The sequence below is a fragment of the Terrisporobacter sp. genome, assembly GCF_017888745.1.
Lineage (GTDB): Bacteria > Bacillota > Clostridia > Peptostreptococcales > Peptostreptococcaceae > Terrisporobacter.
On sequence record NZ_JAGHFM010000320.1, the window covers coordinates 1 to 3,338 of the forward strand.

The 3,338-nt window shown below is 26.8% G+C and carries 4 protein-coding genes; 2 read left to right on the top strand and 2 right to left on the bottom strand.

What is annotated here, in order from left to right:
• Positions 1-311, top strand: a 311-nt coding sequence (locus J7G74_RS14165) for a DUF6241 domain-containing protein (protein WP_297136523.1), incomplete at its 5' end; no start/stop codon positions are given.
• A 283-nt stretch (positions 312-594) separates the two neighbouring features.
• Here the strand turns inward: J7G74_RS14165 and J7G74_RS14170 are convergent.
• Positions 595-1,461 carry a hypothetical protein gene (locus J7G74_RS14170; RefSeq protein WP_297136525.1) on the bottom strand — a complete coding sequence of 289 codons (867 nt, stop codon included), beginning with the start codon at positions 1,459-1,461 and terminating at the stop codon, positions 595-597.
• A gap of 165 nt (positions 1,462-1,626) precedes the next feature.
• On the opposite strand from J7G74_RS14170, the gene J7G74_RS14175 reads away from it, so the two are divergent.
• Complete coding sequence (locus tag J7G74_RS14175; protein ID WP_297136526.1) at positions 1,627-3,021, top strand: MATE family efflux transporter; 1,395 nt, start codon at positions 1,627-1,629, stop codon at positions 3,019-3,021.
• 165 nt (positions 3,022-3,186) lie between these two features.
• Here the strand turns inward: J7G74_RS14175 and J7G74_RS14180 are convergent, their stop codons facing one another.
• Entirely contained in the window at positions 3,187-3,327 is a 141-nt protein-coding gene (locus J7G74_RS14180) for a hypothetical protein (protein WP_297136528.1), read from the bottom strand.
• Positions 3,328-3,338: the final 11 nt, after the last annotated feature.

Sequence of the window (3,338 nt, forward strand, 5' to 3'; positions counted from 1 at the left end):
AATATGATGTAGTAAGTTTTATCCATCAAATGTCTAACGGCATCATAAATGCAAGCGATGGTAAGAAGTTTGGATTGGTAGAAATTACTCCAGATAATATTGATTTAGCTCTAGATTCAATAAAATACATAAATAATGAAGATGCTAAAAAGTATTTAAGTAGTCAGCTAAATAGATGGAAAAAAGGAGATTTCTCAAATGCTGTACAAGTTCACAATTATGTGTGGCATATGTTAAATGGAAATATAGGTATTGCATCATCATTGGATGAGGGCAAAATAAATGAAATAGTAAATAAATATTTTAAGTAAATCTTTGTTAAAAATTCGCTTCGCTTAAGCCACTGCGTGGGCGCTCCACTTCATGTCGCCAACGACTTCGTCCGTTGCTCAAAATTTACTTTTTTACAACTTCTCAAATATATCGATAATACTTTAACCTAGAAGTTTTCCACAAGTTTGAAGTCAATATAATGTCCTTGCATGTAAAAAAGTGGATCCTGTATAGGGATCCACTTTTTTACATGATGTTAGCTCAATTATATTTATCTTTGATTTAAAATTAATTTTTCATTATATTTATAAAAATTGCTACTTAATAAGTTTCTACATACTCATGAAAATAATTAGTTAAGTTGTACTGAAAATTATTTGTATTAATTGACCATATGCTTAAAAATACCAAGGCCAATATCAAAAACACATTTACTGACGTAGAAGATTTTTTTCTATCTTTAAAATTAACTTGAGCAACTGCAAGTATGAACATAAATATAGTAGCTACAAGACAATATTCCTTTACTATATTCATATATACATATTTCTTGCTATACTTTATATATTTACCCATATAAGAAATATTTTTTTTCGTAAACTCTGCTCTTTGATGAAAATCATCTTTAGATTTAACTTCAACTACTTTATTTTTATTGTCATCATAAGTCAGACTATATGAGTAGTTGTTTGACTTTATTTCATTTGAATTTATTTTTATATTAGATAAGTAAGTGTAAGTATATCCCACAAATATTACAAGTATAAAAGCAGTTAGGACTTTATTCTTAATAAATTTTCTATTTCTAACAATTTCCTCTCCATTGATAGACTTTATATATTTACGACTTAAGCTATCACCATAAATTGTTATAATTGGAATAAGTAATGCTATTTCAATACCTATATATACATAAATATCTGTTAATAGAATAATTATTATTTTTATAATTAAATATATATCTATAAATATCATAATTTTTTTTAGACTTTGGTAGTATTTTTCTTTATCTATGAATTCTATATTGTCATCTGATAAGTGTTCGTATTTTTCTCCATGCCATAAATACTTATGCAGAAAATATATGATTCCTAAAATCCATACTATTTGTGATACTTTTTCTGTGAATATCATTCCAAGTATTATACCTATTATGATTATCCCATAGTCTTTTTTATCTAGCTTCATTTAACTTCTCCTTATATTTTTCTATGTTAGTTATAATACTACAGAAATAATGTTTACATAGCAATAAAGTTGATTGATAATAAAATTTATATATATAAATTAAAATAATAAATATGAAATAAATTACAAAGAATGGTAAAATATTAAAGGTAGAGGAGTGATTATATGGGAGCAAACATAAACAATTTAAACAATCCATTAGCGACCGATAATGTAGGTAAATTAATTTTTAAATTCGCAACACCTTCTATAATAAGTTTTTTGGTAAGCGCACTATATAATATAGTGGACCAAATATTTATAGGCCAAGGTGTAGGAATGCTTGGTAATGCAGCAACTAACATAGCATTTCCACTAAATACTATATGTACAGCATTAGCACTTCTATTAGGAATAGGTGGTGCTTCTAATTTCAATCTTAGAATGGGTCAAAAAAAAGAAGAAGAAGCTGCTTACATAGTAGGAAATAGTGTTATATCTATGATTATATCAGGAGTAACTTTATCTTTATTAGTAATAATATTTTTAAATCCATTATTACATTTATTTGGAGCAACAAAAGATATAATGCCTTATGCACTTACTTATACTAGAATAACGTCATTCGGTATTCCATTTTTAATATTTTCTATAGGATGTAGTAATCTAATTCGTTCTGATGGTAGTCCTACCTATGCAATGTTAAGTACATTGTCTGGAGCAATATTAAATACTATACTTGATCCAATATTTATATTTGTATTTGACTTAGGTATGGCAGGAGCTGCATATGCAACTGTTATTGGTCAAATATTATCAAGTCTAATTGTTGCTAGATACCTTTTCAAATTTAAAAGTGTAAAACTATCAAGAAATAATTTCAAATTAAGAAAAAAACTTGTGTTAGCTATATCAGCATTAGGTGCAGCAGCATGTTTTAATCAGTTAGCTATGATGGTTGTTCAGATAACTATGAATAATACACTTACTTATTATGGGGCTTTATCACATTATGGAAGTGAAATACCTCTTGCTAGTGTTGGTGTAATATCAAAAGTTAATATAGTTTATATGGCATTTACATTAGGAATTTCACAAGGATGTCAGCCAATAGTAGGATTTAATTACGGAGCACAAAATTACGATAGAGTCAAAAAAACATACAAAACAGCAGCTATTGCAGTTACATTGATTTCTATTGTTGCATTTTTATGTTTCCAAATATTCCCGAGACAAATAATAAGCATATTTGGTCAGGGAGATGAAAATTACTTTGAATTTGCGCAAAGATATTTTAGAATATTTATGTTCATGACAATTGTAAATGGTATTCAGCCACTTACATCAAACTTTTTTACATCTATTGGAAAATCTCAAAAGGGTATTATATTATCATTGACAAGACAAATAATATTCTTATTACCATTAGTTATTATATTGCCAAAATTTTTAGGTATTGATGGTGTTATGTATGCAGGTCCAATAGCAGATAGTATTGCTTTTATAACAGCAGGAGTACTTATATATAAAGAGATGAGATGTATGGATATAAGAATAAGTGAAATGAGTCCTTGTAAATAGCAAAAAATTTACTTTTTTCATACGCTAACAACTAGGTCTGTTGTTCAAGTAATAAAGTTAAAAAACTCTATCTTAGCCACTGTAATATGTGATCTAAGATAGAGTTTTTTTATAAATAAATTTTTAATAGTAGTTATAAATTCGATTAAAATATCTACTGTAATATTATTCTGTAATATCTTCTGTTTTAAGTATTGCCTTTTTATCTAGACCTGAATATTGAAAACCTATAACTTTAATTCCAACAACTCCAATTAACAGAATTAATGCTATTCCCATTATTATTTTTTTATCATTAAATTTCATTTATTTATTCC

What these genes read in the sequence shown, in the direction of transcription:
- J7G74_RS14170 (WP_297136525.1), bottom strand. Translation starts at nt 1,461, where the DNA reads ATGAAGCTAGATAAAAAAGACTATGGGATAATCATAATAGGTATAATA.
- J7G74_RS14175 (WP_297136526.1), top strand. Translation starts at nt 1,627, where the DNA reads ATGGGAGCAAACATAAACAATTTAAACAATCCATTAGCGACCGATAAT.
- J7G74_RS14180 (WP_297136528.1), bottom strand. Translation starts at nt 3,327, where the DNA reads ATGAAATTTAATGATAAAAAAATAATAATGGGAATAGCATTAATTCTG.